Source organism: Streptomyces yatensis (assembly GCF_018069625.1).
In the GTDB taxonomy this organism is placed as follows: Bacteria; Actinomycetota; Actinomycetes; order Streptomycetales; family Streptomycetaceae; genus Streptomyces; species Streptomyces yatensis.
On the sequence record NZ_CP072941.1, the window covers coordinates 6,865,195 to 6,880,054 of the forward strand.

Genomic DNA, 14,860 nt, shown 5'->3' on the forward strand with positions numbered 1-14,860 from the left:
TGGGCGGGTTGGGGGTTCGTCAGGAACCTCTGGCCCGCCCGGCGCGTTTACGCTGAGAGGACGACCGCCACCGTGCCGTGACCGCCGCCCCAGCCGCCCCAAGGAGCGCACATGGAAGCCATCTGGATCCTGTTGCTGCTTTTCGTCCTGATCATGCTGGCGGGGGTCTATGCGGCCGTTCGCGCGGTCAGGGCGGCCAAGCGCGGTATCGACCGCACGGTGCACCAGGCCCGTCGCACGGTGGAGGAGACCAGACTCCGGGCCCGGCAGCTCGCGCAGCCGGGCGCGGCCGGTGAGCTCGCCCAGCTCCGGCTCTCCCTGCGTGGCTCGATGCGCGCCACCAGCCAGGCACTGCAGGCGGCCGCCCCGCAAGACCAGTCGCTGTCGGAGTCGTTGGTGCTGTTCCAGCGGCTGAGCGCCCATGCCCAGGATCTGGAGGCGGATCTGAAGCGGCTGGAGCAGGAGCCCGACAAGTCCCGCCTCGCCGCCCTGCTGCCCGATGTGCGGAAGCGTACGGAGCGGATCACCCACTCCGCCGACTCGCTGCGCTGGGCGGTGCAGGAGCGGACGCAGCGGTTTGCGCATGACGACCTGGACTCGCTGAACCGCGAGATCGAGATGGAGGCCGGGGCGCTGCGGCACTGGACGGCGGTGGAGCCGGAGGAGCCGCGGACGGATGCGGGGTCGTGGCCGCCGCCCGAGGCGGGGGCTCGACCTGAGGCGGCTGGGTCTCGACCTGAGGCGGGATCCCGGCCTGAGGCGGGGACGCGATCGGGGCCCGAGGCGGGGCGGGAGCCGGAGCCGCCGCGTCCGTCGCTGGGGGCGAGGCCCCAGACGGAGCCCCAGGCGTGGCAGAAGCCCTGGCAGCAGCAGTCCCGCCGACCCGAGAACACAGCCTGATTCCCATCATCCGGCCCGGGACCCCACACCCCCGGCCCGAGACCCCGGAACCCGGCCCGAGAACAGGAACTGAGCCACGTCTGAACAGGGCATGATGGGTAAGGCAATTGATCATCCGCTGGGGTCGCGCTGTCGGCGGGCTCCATCCCCCGATAACCTCCCAGTCATGTCCCGCCATGTCGCGATCGTGACTGATTCAACGGCTTACTTGCCGCAGGATGCGATGGAGCGGCATCGCATCACCGCGGTGCCGCTGACGGTCGTGCTCGGAGACCGGGCCCTGGAAGAAGGCACTGAGATCTCGGCCCGGTCCCTCGCGCAGGCGTTGCAGAAGCGGAAGCCGGTGACGACGTCCCGGCCAAGTCCGGAGATGTTCGCGGCCGCCTACCGGGCCGCCGCCGAGGAGGGCGCGACGGGCATCGTCTCCCTGCATCTGTCGGCCGAGTTCTCCGGTACCTACGACGCGGCGGCGCTCGCGGCACAGGACGCGCCCGTTCCGGTGCGGGTGGTGGACAGCGGAATGGTCGCGATGGCGCTGGGCTTCTGCGCGCTGGCGGCGGCCGAGACGGCGGAGGGCGGCGGCACGCTGGACGAGGCCGTGGCGGCGGCGGAGAAACGGGCCGACGGCACCGCCGCCTACTTCTACGTCGACACCCTCGACTATCTGCGGCGCGGCGGCCGTATCGGCGCGGCCCAGGCCCTGCTCGGCTCGGCGCTCGCGGTCAAACCGCTGCTCCAGCTCGACGAGGGGCGGATCGAGCTGCGGGAGAAGGTCCGTACCGCTTCGAGGGCTATCGCCCGGCTCGAGGAGATCGTGGTGGAGCGGGCGGGCCGGAGTCCGGTCGACATCGCGGTGCAGCACCTGGCGGCGGGCGAACGGGCGGCGGCGCTCGCGGAGCGGCTGCGGGACCGGGTGCCGGGGCTGGCGGAGCTGTACGTGAGCGAGGTGGGCGCGGTGATCGGGGCCCACACCGGGCCGGGGCTGCTGGGCGCGGTGGTCTCTCCGCGGTAGCGGAGGGTGGGCGGACGGCAGCTGGTTGAGCGAGGCCCCCACCCGACGGGGTGACGGAGTTATCCACAACCTGGGGGTTATCCCCGGGAATTGAGGCGGCTCGGCGCGATCGGCCGCTTGTGCCTACCGTCGGGTGCATGAGGACACGATCACGCACAGTAACCACGGGTCCGGGGCGCGGCCGTCATCGCGACGGCGGGGCCGGCCGCCGCCCACGCCCGCTCTCCGGCGCCGGTTCGTCTCGCGCCGGGGGCCATCACCGCACCGACCACCGCCGGACCGATCCCACCGCCCCCGCACGCGCCGGCCGCGTGGCGGCGCTCTTCTCCACACCGTCGGCGCCCCCGATCGCGGTCGGGTCGATCGCCTTGGGCAGCCGGGACGGGCCGAGGGGTGCTGCGAAGGCCCGGGACGAGGAGCTGTTGGCCGGGGAAGCGTCTGCTGCGGAGGCGGAGGAGGTACGGAGCGGGGAGGTCAGGAACGAGGGGGCCCGCCGGGGCGAGCCCGAGGAGCCGCCTCGGGACGCGCGCGAGGGCTTGTTCGAGGAGGCGATTGAGGGCGAGCCCGGGGACGGTCCGCTGCGCCGTCGCGACCGGGTAAGGCTCGCCCTGCGCGAGCGGCTGCCGGTGTGGCTTCAGCTGCGCTGCGGTATGGAGCTGAGAACGGTCGCCGCCCTGGCCGTCGCCCTGCTCGCCGCGGTGGCCTTCGCGGCGTATCACTTCTGGACCGGCCGTCCCCAGACCGTGCGCGCACCGGATCCGGAGCCCCCGCGCGCCGCGCCCTCGGAACCCGGCTCGATGCCCAGGGGACGGCTCACCCCAACCGGCGGCGGTCGCACGGTCGTGGTGGATGTGACCGGCAAGGTCCGCCTGCCGGGACTGCGGAAGCTGCCGCCCGGGGCGCGGGTCGCCGACGCCCTCGAAGCGGCGGGTGGAGTACGGCCGGGCGCCGACCTGAGCGGGCTGAACCGGGCCCGGCCACTGGTGGACGGGGAGCAGATCGTCGTCGGCGCCCCCGCGGGCGGACCACCCGCACCGGGTGCGGCGGCAGGTCCGGCCGCCGGCGCACCGAACGCACCCGACGGCCCGAACGCACCCGACGGCCCGAACGCGCCCGGTGACCCGAACGTGGCCAACGGCGCGAACGCACCGGCCGGTCCCGGGGCGCCCGGTGGCTCGGTCAGCCTCAACTCCGCGACCGCCGAACAGCTCGACACCCTCCCGGGAGTCGGCCCCGTCCTGGCCCGGCACATCCTCGACTACCGCACCCAGCACGGAGGTTTCCGCTCCATCGATGAACTCCGCGAGGTGAACGGCATCGGTGAGCGCCGGTTCGCCGATCTGCGTCCGCTGGTCCGGCCATGACGGTCGCGAGGCCCCCGTGGACCCGCGCCCCGGTCCATGAGGCGGCCGCGTCCCCGCGCGGTGCGTCACAGCCACACCAGGAGGGCCCACCCGACCTCCGCCTCGTGCCCCCGGCCCTGGCCGCCTGGGCGGCCGCGGCGCTCGCCCTGGACGCACCGGCCCACATGGTCGCCCTCGCCTGCACGTTTGCCGCCCTTGTGGCGGCCGCGCTGCTCATCGGGGCTCGCCGACGAGACCCGGCATCGGGTGGACGACGGCGCGGCGCACCCCGTCCCCGGCGCGGCCCGGACGTGCGCCCGTCAGCGCCCCTCCCGGACGGCCGACGGGCGCTCGAACCAGCCCCGCCGCGGCAGCGCGTCGCCCAGCCTCGGCAGCGGGAGCGAGAGGCGCCGCCGCCGACGGCCGACCGGGCGCTCGGTGCCGCGCCCAATGCCGCACCCGGGACTCACGGACGTCCCGGCACCGGCGGGAGCCACAACGTGCGGCGGCGGCAGGCCACTTCGCCGCCCCGTACCGGCGCATGGCGTGGGCGTCGTACGGCGGGGGCGGTGGCGGCCGTGCTGTTGTGCGGGGCCGCCGCGGGGGCGGTCGCCGGGCTGCACGGGGCGGACGTACGCCGCGGCCCGGTGCCCGCGCTGGCCCGGGAGTACGCCGAGGCCACCGCCGAGGTGACGGTCACGGGGGACCCACGGCTCACCCGGCCACGTGTGCGGGGCGCGGCGCTCGCGCCCGCGTCCGTGGTCCTGGAGGCCGAGGCCGACCGGGTCACCGGCCCCGACGGCACCACGACCACCACCCGCGCCCCCGTCCTGGTGACGGTCCACCCGAGGGCCGGTAAGGGGCGGGCGGCCTGGCTCGGGCTGCTGCCGTCCACCCGTCTGCGTGTCCACGGCCGCCTGGCGCCGCCGCTGCGCGACGGGGACCGCATAGCGGCCGTGGTGCGAGTGAACGGCGGCGGGCCCCCGCGGGTCATAGGTCCGCCCAGCGCGGTCCAGCGGCTGGCCGGGCGGCTGCGCGCCGGGTTGCGCACCGCGAGCGACGGACTCTCCCCGGACGCGCGGGCGTTGCTTCCGGCGCTGGTCGTGGGGGACACCTCACGGGTGCCGCCCGAGCTGGACGAGGCGTTCCGGGCCACGGACATGCTCCATCTCATGGCCGTTTCCGGCAGCAATCTGACGCTGGTGCTCGCCCTGCTCACGGGTCCGCCGCAGCTGGCCGGGCGGGCCGAGCGGCGCGGTCTCGCGGGCGCGCTCGGCATCCGGCTGCGGACCACCGCCCTCCTCGGCGGCGGGCTCACACTCGCCTTCGTCATCGTCTGCAGACCCGATCCCAGTGTGCTGCGGGCCGCCGCCTGCGGGCTGATCACGCTGCTCGCCCTCGGCACCGGCCGCCGCCGCTCCCTGCTCCCGGCCCTGGCCGCCGCCGTCCTCGCGCTGGTGCTCTACGACCCCTGGCTGGCCCGGAGCTACGGCTTCCTGCTCTCCGCGCTGGCCACCGGTGCCCTGCTCACCATCGCGCCGGGATGGGGCGCGGCCCTGCGGCGCCGTGGCGTACCACCCCGGCTCGCCGAGGCGCTGGCGGCCGCCGCCGCGGCCCAGGCGGTCTGCGCACCGGTCGTGGTGGCCATGGCCGCGCGGGTGAGCCTGGTGGCGATCCCCTGCAATCTCATCGCGGAAGTGGCGGTCGCCCCCGCCACCGTCCTCGGGTTCGCCGCGCTCGCGGTGGCCGCCGTCGCGCCGCCGGTCGCCGCGTGGATCGCCTGGCCGGCGGGCTGGCCCACCGGATGGATCGCCCAGGTGGCCCGCACTGGTGCGGCGCTGCCCGGGGCCGAGGCGGACTGGCCGGACGGCTGGACCGGCGCGCTGCTGCTGGCCCTCGTCACCCTGGCCGTGGTCCTCGTCGGCCGCCGCCTGTTGCGGCACCGCCTGCTGTGCGCCGTGTGCGCCCTGCTGGTGCTGCTGGCCGTCGTACGCCCGGCTCCCCTGGCCCGGATCATCACCGGCTGGCCACCGCCGGGTTGGCGCATGGTGGCCTGCGATGTCGGCCAAGGGGACGCCCTCGTCCTGGCCGCGGGGCCCGGTACGGCCGTCGTCGTGGACACCGGGCCCGAGCCGCGGGCCGTCGACCGCTGTCTGCGTTCGCTGGGCGTGGTCCGGATTCCGCTGCTGGTCCTGACCCACTTCCACGCCGACCATGTGGCCGGGCTGACCGGTGCGTTACGCGGGCGGGCGGTCGGCGCCATCGAGACGACCGGTCTGGAAGAGCCGCCGGGCCAGGCCGAGTTCGTACGGCGCAGGGCCCGGTCGGCGCATGTCCCGGTCGTCGCGGCGGTGCCGGGGGAGCGGCGGCGCTTGGGCCCGCTGTCCTGGGAGGTCCTGTGGCCCGCGCCGCCGCCCGCCCCGGCCGGGGCCGAGGGGCCGAACGATGCGAGCGTCACCCTCCTCGTCCGCACGGCGGGCCTGACCCTGCTCCTCCTCGGCGACCTGGAGCCCCCGGCCCAGCAGGCCCTGCGGACGGCACACCCCACCCTCCCCGAGGTCGATGTCCTCAAGGTGGCCCACCACGGCTCCGCCTACCAGGACCCGCAGCTGCTCCGGCGCCTCAGACCGCGCCTCGCCCTGATCTCCTGCGGCGCCGACAACCCCTACGGCCATCCGTCGCCCCGCACCATCGCCGCTCTGCGCGCCCAGGGAGCCGCCGTGTTGCGGACCGACACCGACGGGCCGATCGCGGTGCTACGAGACCCGGGGCTGCGCGCGGTGCTCGGAGGCCACGGTGGGTCCTGAGCGCGGACACACCCGGGCGGGGTGCCCACTCCCCGTCGATGAGTGGGCACCTTGCCCGGGTGGGTTCCGGTGCTCAGCGCTTGGTGTTGCTGGTGAAGAGCGAGCGCGACCAGACGTAGCCCACCAGGGCGATCCCGGCGCACCAGGCGAGCGAGATCCAGCCGTCGTAGCCGATCTCCGAGCCGGAGAGCAGGCCGCGCAGTGTCTCGGTCATCGGCGTGAACGGCTGGTACTCGGCGAACCAGCGCAGACCCGGGGACATCGACTCGGCCGGTACGAACGCGGAGCCCAGGAACGGCAGGAACTGGACCAGCAGCGGCTTGTTGCTCGCGGACTCCACCGTCTTGGAGATCAGGCCGAGCGCGCACGACAGCCATGTCACGGCGAACGCGATGGCCGTGAGGAGGCCGGCGGCGGCCAGCCACTCCAGCGGGTTGGCGTTCGGCCGGAAGCCGATGGCGAGGGCGACGCACACGACCAGGACGAGGCTCACCATCGTCGTGAGGACGCTGCCGACGACATGGCCCGTCATGAACGACGAGCGTGTGATGTTCATGGTGCGGAAGCGGTTGATGATGCCCTCGGTCATATCGGTGCAGACCGCGACCGAGGTCGACATCGAGCCGGCGGCCACCCCCATGATGATGATGCCGGGCGTCAGATAGTCCAGATACGCGTCCCGGCCGCCGCCCATGCCGGAGCCGATCGAATCCCCGAAGGCGTACACGAACAGCAGCAGCATCATGATGGGCGTCATGGAGGCGCCCAGCGACACGCCCGGATAGCGCAGCGCGTGCTTGATATTGCGCCGCAGCATCGTCACCGAGTCGTGGACGGCATAGCTGAGCGTGCTCATCGCAGGGTCTCCTTCGCGTGGCGCGCGGTGTTGGTGCGGCCGTCGCCGGTCAGGGCGAGGAACACGTCGTCGAGGTCGGGGGTGTGCACGGAGAAGTCGGCGGCGCGGATACCGGCGGCGTCGAGCCGGTCGAACAGGGCGCGCAGCGCGTCGAGATCGCCGTCGCCCGCGACACGCAGGGCGAGCTGCTCATCGTCCCGGGCCGCACCGGGGAAGGCGGCGGCCGCGCGCTCGTACTCGTCGGGGTCGGTGAACCGCAGGCGTACATGGCTGCCGGGGATCTGCGCCTTGAGTTCGTCCGCGGTGCCCTCGGCGACGATCCGGCCGCCGTCGAGCACGGCGATCCGGTCCGCCAGCTGGTCGGCCTCTTCCAGGTATTGGGTGGTGAGGAAGACGGTGACCCCGTCGGCGACCAGCGAGCGCACGGTCTCCCACATGGTGCGGCGGCTGCGCGGATCCAGCCCGGTCGTCGGCTCGTCGAGGAAGATCACCCGCGGGTCGCCGACCAGCGTCATGGCGAGGTCGAGTCGGCGCCGCATACCGCCGGAGAAGAAGGCGGCGCGCTTGTGCGCGACGTCAGCGATGTCGAACCGCTCCAGCAGTTCCTTGGCCCGCCTGCGTCCTTCGCGCTTGCCCAGGCGCAGCAGATCGGCCATGAGGAGCACGTTCTCCTCGGCGGTGAGCAGGTCGTCGAGTGCGGCGAACTGCCCGGTGACGCCGATCGCGGCGCGCACCCCCTCCGGTGAGGTGGCGACGTCGTGGCCCGCGACCTGGGCCTGGCCGCCGTCGGCCGCGATCAGCGTGGACAGGATCTGCACGGTGGTGGTCTTTCCGGCGCCGTTCGGCCCGAGCAGCGCGAACACGGAGCCGGACGGGATGCGCAGATCGATGCCGTCGAGGACGGTCTTGTCGCCGTACGACTTGCGCAGATCGGCGGTGGAGACGGCGGGGGGCGGCTGCTGGCCGCCGCCCTGCCTGGACGTGGGCATGACAGGTGACTCCATGGAGCCCTCCCCTTTGAAGGCGATGGTGAGCGGTGAAGTGATCCCGGTCGTCGGGAGAGGGGGCGGGTCAGGCCCGGGCGCGGCGGATGTTGATGTTGCCGAAGCGGGTACGGGCCCTGACCTCGGCGGTGTCCTCGGACGTGTCCGGGCTGTTGGACGCGGTGAGCGCGTTGATCACCTGGCCGGCGCTCGAGCTGACGTCGAGCCAGGCGGCCGTGCCCTCACGGATGCCGACATCGATGGCGCCGTAGGCGGTCTCCAACTGGACGGTGCCACGCGCGACCTCATCGAGGCGTACGGTGCCGTGGGCGGTGGTGGCGGTGACCGAGCCCTCGGCGTGCTCGATGAAGATGTCGCCGTTGGCGCCGCTCACCCGCAGATCGCCCAGGGCGTCGCCGACGGTCGTGGTGCCGTGGGAGTTCTTCAGGACACCCGCGCCGGCGATGGCGCCGACGCGCAGGCTGCCGGAGCTGGTGGTGATCTCGGCGGGCCCCTCGACGCGGTCCACGGTGATGGTGCCGTGGGACGCGACCAGGTGCAGCGGCCCGGTGGTGTCGAGGCGGACATCGCCCGACGAGGTCTTCACCCGGACCTCGCCGAGCCGCCCCTCGCCGTGCACCTGGGCCCAGGCGCCGGTCATCTCCACCTGGGAGCCGGTGGGCAGCTCGACCGTGACGTCGACGGTGCCGGTGCGCCCGACGAAATAGCGCTGCTTGGGTGTCCGGATGGTCAACAGACCACTCGCGTACCGCACTTCGGACTGTTCGGCCGCCCGTACGTCCTGGTCCTTCTTCGGGTCGCGGGGTTGCACGTCGACGAGGGTGTCGAGGCGGTCGGCGGCGATGAACCGGATGGATCCGGCCTCCACATGGGCGGTGACCGAGATCGGTTCGGGAGTGTCGAAGGGAGCGTCGAAAGAAGGCATGGCTGTCCCGTCCTCTTGGGTCTTTGTGGCGTCCCTGCTGGTGGGACGTGGTGTGGGGGAAGTGGGGTGGGGGAAGTGGCGTGAGTGAAGCGGCGTAGGCGGGCGCGGTTAGCGCACCCAGCCCGTGAAGCTCTGTCCGACGGTGCGGGTGGCGCGGGGCTGCTCCGCCGTACGGGACGGGGTGCCGCCGTCGACCGCGGCCGACACGGCTCGTACCAGCCATGCGTTGACCGACAGGCCCTCGCGGTTCGCGGCCTCCTCGGCGCGCGCCTTGAGATGGGCGGGCAGCCGGAGATTGACGCGGGCGGTGCCGCCGTCGTCGCCGTCTGCGGGTGCCGGGGCTGGTGCCTTGAGCGGCTCGGCGGGTCCGCGCTTGCCCTCGTGCGCCTCGTCGCCCGCCGGCCGCGTCACCACGAAGTCGGGGTCGAGCCCGCGCAGCCGTACGTCGACCGAGCCGGGGGCGAGTTCACGGGTGATCTCGTCCATCGCGGCGGAGAGCACATTGAGCATCGTCAGCCGGGTCGCCGACTCCAGCGGAGCGGTGAGCCGGTCGGCCAGCTCGCGGGCTTCTTCGCCGCCGGCTTCGGCGGCCACCGCGAGTTCACGGCGGAGGTTGTCGACATACGGCGTGAGGTCCATGACGCCATAGTGGCACCACGATGGCGTCACGCGCAAGGCGGTATGGGGAGTGGGTGTGGGGTCCAGGCTCGCTACGCGTCTATGACCTGGGGAAATGTGTTGACGTCGGAGTGTGTCAATGCGGCGCCAAGTAGGGCGTGCTAGGTCACTCTGGCGCCTTTAGTGGCGCCACGTGATGCCACTGTGGCACCTCTGCCCCGCTCCGCCCTGCCCCGCTCGGCCCTGCCCCGCTCGTGCCGTCAGTCGACCCGCCGGGCCAGCACCTGTCCGGGCCAGGACCCGGACAGGAACCGGTCGGTGGCGGTGAAGCCGTTGCGCTCGTAGAACGCGACCAGTTCGCCCCCGCCGCCCGCCCAGCAGTCGACCCGCAGCAGTCCCACGCCGGCCCGCCGGGTCTCCTCGACGGCATGGGCCAGCAGCGCCGCCCCGATGCCCAGGCCGGCGCGCCGTCGGTCGGAGACCAGCAGCCGGACGTACCGCTCGGGTTCCCCGGCCGGTGCGATCGGCATCTGCGGGCTGGGCCCGGAGTCCAGCACCAAGGCTCCGACGGGCGTTCCGGCCAACTCCGCGATGTACGGGGCATTCTCGGTCGTGTACCGCTGGACCCGCGCCACCCCGCCCGTCTTCTGCGAATACGGCGTGGTGCCCCACTGCTCGGTGTTGCCCCGGGCGTTCATCCAGGCCACCGCGGAGTCGAGCATGTCCAGGATGGCCGGTGCGTCGGCCGGGCTGCCTGGTCTGACGTCTATGCCAGGTGTCGTCTCGTCCACGGCGAAAGCCTAGGCAATGTCGGTGACCCTGGCGCCTCACTCATGTCCACCATGTCCTGCTCGCCGTCGTAGCGGGGCATGGCCGGACGGGAACTTTTCCACCGGCGCACCCGACTAGTAGGGCAGGCCGGCGCTCCCGAAGAGCGATATGGGCCTACGCTCCACCGACCAAGGAGACCAAGCCGATGCCGCTGCGCGTTCAGATCCTCCTGTACGACGGGGTGGAGGAGCAGGACTTCATCGGGCCGCGTGACGTTCTCGGGCACGCCGAGTCGGCGGGCGGCGAGATACGAACGACCCTGGTGCGGCCATCGGCACCTGGCGAGGTGACATGCTTCTTCGGCACCCGGGTCACGGTGCCGGCCGCCTGGGAGCCCACCGATGCCGATCTTCTGATCGTGCCGGGCGGCGGTGACCAGCTGATCAACGATCCGGACGTGCTCCGGGACCTCGTACGGGCCCAGCAGGCCGGAGTCATCGTCGCCGGTGTCTGCACAGGGGTCATGGTGCTGTCCGCGGCAGGCTTGACCAAAGGCCGCCCGTGCACGACGCACCACCTCGCCAAGGCCGATCTGGCCGCCCAGGGAGGCAGGGTGATCGACGCACGAGTCGTCGACGATGGGAACCTGGTGACCGCGGGCGGTGTCACCAGCGGAATCGATCTGGCGCTATGGATGATCACCCGGGAGTGTGGGGCATCCATCGCCATCAACGTCGAGTCCATCATGGAGTACGAGCAGCGCGGTGTGGTCTGGCGAAGCTCCTGATCGCGATCGCACGGGGGCATCTCGGCCACGAGTTGCAGCCCCCCATCCACCCCGCCCAGACTTGCCGCATATGCGCAATCCCGGACGCAAGCCCTTTCCAGCACAATTTCCAGGGCAATGGCTTCAGAGGAGCGTCTCATGGCCAAGATCCTGTGCGTACTGACCGGCGCGAGCTATTGGACCCTGAAGGACGGACACCGACACCCCACCGGTTACTGGGCCGAAGAGTTCGTGGCGCCCTACACCGTATTCACCGACGCCGGACACGACGTCACCGTGGCAACTCCCGGTGGGGTCGTCCCCGTTGTCGACACGATGAGTCTGGAAGCCCGCATGGCGGGCGGCGAGGAGAATTCCCTCAAGGAGGAGGCCGTCATCGAGTCGGCGGATGAGCTGCGGCATCCCATCTCGCTCACGGACGTGCGCATCGAGGACTATGACGCGATCTATTACCCCGGCGGCCACGGCCCGATGCAAGACCTCTCGGTCGACCCCGACTCCGGGGCACTGCTGCGGAAGGCACTCGCTTCCGGCAATCCGCTCGGCATTGTCTGCCACGCCCCCGCCGCCATCCTCGCCACCCGTGACGCGAACGGCGACACCCCCTTCGCCGACTACCGTCTGACGGGTTTCTGCAACGAGGAGGAGGCCGGTGTCGGTCTCGCCGACAAAGCCAAATGGCTGCTGGAGGACGAGCTGAAGGCGCTGCCCACCCAGTACTCGCGGGGTCCCGCATGGGAGCCCTATACGGTCGCGGACCGCAATCTCTTCACCGGGCAGAATCCGGCTTCCTCGGGCCCGCTCGCAAAAGAGCTCATCAAGGCCCTGGCACACGCCGAGTGAAGGCCGCGGCGGTCCTCTACGGCCGCACCGTCCTGCCCCAGACCTGCTGGATCGTCCGGTAGTCGATCACGGTGATGTCCTCCTGTCGGAGAACTTCACGGGCCCGCGGCGATATCAGGAACTCGTAGTCCGTCCGGCGCACGCGCCGGCCATCGTCGACGGCCTGCGCATCCTCGTCTCCCACACTCGGGTGCACCGCCCATTCATTGAGCCCGGCGGGCAGGTCGCGCAGCATCCGAATGTATCGGGCCGCCTTTCCTTCGATGGCGAGCGAGAAGCTGTCCAGGAAGTCGTTATCGGCGACCGGCAGCCCGCGGTGCCGCATCCTCCGGCGCGCGGGTTCGAGCCAGACCCGGACCGCGAGGCCGTACTCCGCGGCCAGCCCTACCGTCAGCTCGAGAATGTCGTCGCGGCCGCCGTCGGCCAGGCAGTGGAAGTCCAGATGGGTCGGCGCGAGCCCGGCGTCGGCGACGGCATCGATCTGGGCGCGGAATTCGAGCTCGATCTCCTCGGGCCGGGCCCGGCCCAGCAGGGCCGCGCGTCCGGCGGGCGTCGGCGGGAAGAGTTCGCCCGCGGGGTCCAGCAGCGAGGGAACGCGGTCCCTTGCGGCGATCGGCCCCCATCGGTGGTCGGGCATCTCGCACACCAGGGTGAGATGGATTCCGAACGGGATCCGCGGCCGTCGGCTGAGCAGTTCCATGGCCTGCGGTGCCGCGGGGCACGGGACCATCAGACTGCATGAACTGGCGATGCCCTCCTCGATCGACTCGATCACCGCGGCATTGATCGCTGGATACATGCCGAAGTCATCGCAGTTGACGATCAGCAGCCGCGCATCGGGCGGATACCCCAGCAGCTCACTCGACCGCTTTACGGGCGTGACGGCCGCGGGGTCGGCGTTTTGATCCATGCCCGCAGTGTGGGACCCGGCCCGATGCCGCGCACGGGAATATGAGTGCCTCCGGAACAGCGCCCCGGACCATCCGGCCTCGCCGGGAAGCCGTCAGACCCGGTCCAGGGGGCGGTGGGGGCCGGTGGGGAGCTCTGCCGTGATCGTGTCGCCCGGGCGCACCGTGCCGCCTTCCTTCACGATGCTCATGATTCCGGCCTTGCGCACGATGTTCCCGGCCTCGTCGCGGCCGACGACCTGCTTCAGCAGCCCGTTCTGGAAGTTGTCGATCTGCAGACACGGATTGCGGAGACCGGTCACCTCCAGCACCGCCTCATCGCCGATGCGCAGCAGCGTGCCGACCGGCAGGCCGAGCAGATCGATACCGCGCGTGGTGATGTTCTCGCCGAGGTCCCCGGGCACCACCGTGAATCCCTCGGCACCGACCTCGACGAAGAGCTCTTCATGGATGAGGTGGACTTGGCGCAGATTCGGCTGGGTGGGGTCCTGGGCGACGCGTGAGCGGTGCTTGACGGTCACACCGGCGTGTACGTCGCCCTCGACACCGAGGCCGGCGAGCAGCGTGATGCCGTCCCGGTTCGGCTTGGTGAACGAGTACTCGCCGTTGCTGCTGACTGCCGTCACTGTCCCACTCATCCTGGGAACCCCCCTCGTCGGCGACCACCTTCAGTGATCACCCTCAGTGGCCCTTTTCCGTGACCACGATGAGCCATGACCCCGGCCGGGCGCCAGGCTATTCGGCCTCCAGCCAGCCCTCGTACTCGTCCGCGAACGCGTCCAGCGCCGCCGGGTCCAGGCTCCCGGCCGGGTCCTCGATCACCACCAGCCACTGGGCGTCCTCGGCGTCGTCCTCGCCCGCCAGGGCGTCCCGCACCAGCTGGGGCTCCTGGGCGATGCCGAAGCGCTCCGGCAGCGCCTCGGCCACCTCCTCCGCGGCGTCGCGGTCGGGCAGCACCAGGATGTGCCGGGCGCCGGTCAGTCCTTCATCGATCACCGGAACATTGTCGGACATCCGGACGGCGGCACGCGGCGGGGCTGTCGGTGGTCCGTGGGATGCTGGTCCGCGATGGCCAGGAAGACGACGACCGACGATCCGCTCGCCCCCGTGACGCTCGCCGTGGGCCAGGAGGAGCTGCTGCTCGACCGCGCCGTGCAGCAGGTGGTGGCGGCTGCCCGCGCGGCCGACCCCGACACCGATGTGCGCGACCTGACGCCCGACGCGCTCCAGCCCGGCACCCTCGCCGAGCTCACCAGCCCCTCGCTCTTCGCCGAGCGCAAGGTGGTCGTGGTGCGAAACGCACAGGATCTGTCGGCCGACACGATCAAGGACGTGAAGGGCTATCTCGGCACCCCTGCCGAGGAGATCACGCTGGTGCTGCTGCACGCGGGCGGGGCCAAGGGCAAGGGGTTGCTCGACGCCGCCCGTAAGGCCGGGGCGCGCGAGGTCGCCTGCCCGAAGATGACCAAGCCCGCCGACCGACTGGCGTTCGTGCGCTCGGAGTTCCGCGCCACCGGCCGGTCCGCCACCCCCGAGGCATGCCAGGCGCTGGTCGACGCCATCGGGAGTGATCTGCGCGAGCTGGCCAGCGCGGTCTCCCAGCTCGTGGCCGATGTGGAGGGCACGATCGACGAGGCCGTCGTCGCCCGCTACTACACCGGCCGCGCCGAGGCGTCCAGCTTCACCGTCGCCGACCGCGCCGTCGAGGGCCGCGCGGCCGAGGCGCTGGAGGCGCTGCGCTGGGCCGTCTCCACCGGGGTGCCGCCGGTGCTGATCACCAGCGCCCTGGCCCAGGGCGTCCGCGCGATCGGCAAGCTGGCCTCCGCACCGCGCGGCGCGCGCCCCGGCGATCTCGCCCGTGAGCTGGGCATGCCGCCCTGGAAGATAGACCGGGTGCGGCAGCAGATGCGCGGCTGGTCGGCGGATGGAGTGGCGGTCGCGCTGCGCGCCGTCGCCGAGGCCGACGCGGGGGTCAAGGGCGGCGGAGACGATCCGGCGTATGCCCTGGAGAAGGCGGTCGTCACGATCGTCCGCGCCGCCCGGGCGGGCCGAGGCCAGCCGTAGCCCTGGCCTCCGCCCGGGCGGG

The 14,860-nt window shown here is 72.3% G+C and carries 15 protein-coding genes; 7 read left to right on the forward strand and 8 right to left on the reverse strand.

Going from position 1 to position 14,860, the window contains the following annotated elements; genetic code table 11:
* The first annotated feature begins 111 nt into the window (after positions 1-111).
* From J8403_RS28340 to J8403_RS28355, 4 genes are all read left to right on the forward strand, one after another.
* Complete coding sequence (locus J8403_RS28340) at positions 112-900, forward strand: hypothetical protein (protein WP_211125636.1); 789 nt, start codon at positions 112-114, stop codon at positions 898-900.
* Positions 901-1,066: 166 nt separating this feature from the next.
* On the forward strand, positions 1,067-1,912 hold the full coding sequence (locus J8403_RS28345) for a DegV family protein (protein ID WP_211125637.1): 846 nt from the start codon (positions 1,067-1,069) through the stop codon (positions 1,910-1,912).
* Positions 1,913-2,049: 137 nt separating this feature from the next.
* A complete protein-coding gene (locus tag J8403_RS28350; protein ID WP_211125638.1) occupies positions 2,050-3,276 on the forward strand; it encodes a ComEA family DNA-binding protein in 1,227 nt (408 codons plus the stop codon).
* A gap of 104 nt (positions 3,277-3,380) precedes the next feature.
* Positions 3,381-6,062, forward strand: a complete 2,682-nt coding sequence (locus tag J8403_RS28355) for a ComEC/Rec2 family competence protein (protein ID WP_425519837.1) — start codon at positions 3,381-3,383, stop codon at positions 6,060-6,062.
* A gap of 73 nt (positions 6,063-6,135) precedes the next feature.
* Here the strand turns inward: J8403_RS28355 and J8403_RS28360 are convergent, their stop codons facing one another.
* From J8403_RS28360 to J8403_RS28380, 5 genes are all read right to left on the reverse strand, one after another.
* The gene (locus tag J8403_RS28360; protein WP_211125639.1) at positions 6,136-6,918 is read right to left on the reverse strand and encodes an ABC transporter permease; all 783 of its coding nucleotides are present in this window, start codon (positions 6,916-6,918) and stop codon (positions 6,136-6,138) included.
* The gene (locus tag J8403_RS28365) at positions 6,915-7,907 is read right to left on the reverse strand and encodes an ATP-binding cassette domain-containing protein (RefSeq protein ID WP_211125640.1); all 993 of its coding nucleotides are present in this window, start codon (positions 7,905-7,907) and stop codon (positions 6,915-6,917) included. Before J8403_RS28365 ends, J8403_RS28360 begins: the two co-directional genes overlap by 4 nt.
* A gap of 82 nt (positions 7,908-7,989) precedes the next feature.
* Positions 7,990-8,847 carry a DUF4097 family beta strand repeat-containing protein gene (locus J8403_RS28370; RefSeq protein ID WP_211125641.1) on the reverse strand — a complete coding sequence of 286 codons (858 nt, stop codon included), beginning with the start codon at positions 8,845-8,847 and terminating at the stop codon, positions 7,990-7,992.
* 108 nt (positions 8,848-8,955) lie between these two features.
* The gene (locus J8403_RS28375; RefSeq protein WP_211125642.1) at positions 8,956-9,486 is read right to left on the reverse strand and encodes a toxin-antitoxin system HicB family antitoxin; all 531 of its coding nucleotides are present in this window, start codon (positions 9,484-9,486) and stop codon (positions 8,956-8,958) included.
* 239 nt (positions 9,487-9,725) lie between these two features.
* Positions 9,726-10,256: a GNAT family N-acetyltransferase gene (locus tag J8403_RS28380; protein ID WP_211125643.1), complete on the reverse strand. Its 531-nt coding sequence runs from the start codon at positions 10,254-10,256 to the stop codon at positions 9,726-9,728.
* A 185-nt stretch (positions 10,257-10,441) separates the two neighbouring features.
* Between J8403_RS28380 and J8403_RS28385 the strand changes: the two genes are divergently transcribed.
* A complete protein-coding gene (locus J8403_RS28385; RefSeq protein ID WP_246586022.1) occupies positions 10,442-11,023 on the forward strand; it encodes a DJ-1/PfpI family protein in 582 nt (193 codons plus the stop codon).
* A gap of 138 nt (positions 11,024-11,161) precedes the next feature.
* Positions 11,162-11,866, forward strand: a complete 705-nt coding sequence (locus J8403_RS28390; protein ID WP_211125644.1) for a type 1 glutamine amidotransferase domain-containing protein — start codon at positions 11,162-11,164, stop codon at positions 11,864-11,866.
* 16 nt (positions 11,867-11,882) lie between these two features.
* On the opposite strand, the gene J8403_RS28395 is transcribed toward J8403_RS28390, so the two are convergent.
* From J8403_RS28395 to J8403_RS28405, 3 genes are all read right to left on the reverse strand, one after another.
* Entirely contained in the window at positions 11,883-12,776 is an 894-nt protein-coding gene (locus tag J8403_RS28395) for a polysaccharide deacetylase family protein (RefSeq protein ID WP_211125645.1), read from the reverse strand.
* A gap of 93 nt (positions 12,777-12,869) precedes the next feature.
* Positions 12,870-13,412, reverse strand: coding sequence for an MOSC domain-containing protein (locus J8403_RS28400; RefSeq protein ID WP_211125646.1), 543 nt, complete (start codon positions 13,410-13,412; stop codon positions 12,870-12,872).
* Positions 13,413-13,509: 97 nt separating this feature from the next.
* Positions 13,510-13,788, reverse strand: a complete 279-nt coding sequence (locus tag J8403_RS28405) for a hypothetical protein (RefSeq protein ID WP_425519838.1) — start codon at positions 13,786-13,788, stop codon at positions 13,510-13,512.
* A 54-nt stretch (positions 13,789-13,842) separates the two neighbouring features.
* On the opposite strand from J8403_RS28405, the gene holA reads away from it, so the two are divergent.
* A complete protein-coding gene (gene holA / locus J8403_RS28410) occupies positions 13,843-14,838 on the forward strand; it encodes a DNA polymerase III subunit delta (RefSeq protein ID WP_211125647.1) in 996 nt (331 codons plus the stop codon).
* Positions 14,839-14,860: the final 22 nt, after the last annotated feature.